The 714-nt window shown below is 64.6% G+C and carries 1 protein-coding gene; it reads left to right on the top strand.

From position 1 onward, the window contains the following. On the top strand, positions 1-714 hold a 714-nt coding region (locus HV824_RS35905), incomplete at both ends, for a condensation domain-containing protein (protein ID WP_255208628.1).

Raw genomic sequence — 714 nt, 5'->3', positions numbered from 1 at the left:
GGACCGCGACCGAACAGAAGCTGGCGTCCATCTTCACCGAGGTGCTCAATGTCGAGCGCGTCGGGCTCGACGGAGACTTCTTCGAGCTGGGCGGCCACTCGCTGCTGGCCACGCAGTTGGTGTCGCGAGTGAGGGAGGAACTCCAGGTAGAGCTCCCGCTACGAGACATCTTCGAGTCCTCCACCGTGGGGAAGCTGGCTGAACGGATCGACGCTTCACGCGGTACGGCAGAGGCCGCGGTCCGAGCACCACCCCTGACGCGCGCGTCTCGGAGCGATGCGCTGCCGTTGTCATTCGCGCAGCAGCGGTTGTGGTTCCTCGACCAGTTGGAGCCAGGCAGCCCGTTCTACAACGTCCCCTCGGTGGTGAAGCTGATTGGGCGTCTGCAATCGACCGCGTTGGAGGCCAGCTTCGGTGAACTCGTACGGCGGCACGAGTCATTGCGCACGACGTTCCGTGTCAGTGGTGGTGAACCCGTACAGGTCATCGCAACGGAGCCGCTGCGGCCTTTCCATCAGCTCGACTTCAGCGAGTTGGAAACGGAGCGCGAATCCGCGGTCCGGAGCTGGATCGAAGTGGAGGTTCAGCGCCCGTTCAACCTGGAGGTGGGCCCGCTGCTGAGGGCGACGCTGCTGAGAGAGGGGGAGGAAGCGCACGTGCTGGTGCTGGTGATGCACCACATCGTGTCGGACGGGTGGTCAATGGGCGTGCTGG

Source organism: Myxococcus sp. AM009 (assembly GCF_013372605.1).
GTDB classification, from domain to species: domain Bacteria; phylum Myxococcota; class Myxococcia; order Myxococcales; family Myxococcaceae; genus Myxococcus; species Myxococcus vastator.
This window is presented reverse-complemented; position numbering and strand designations above follow the sequence as displayed.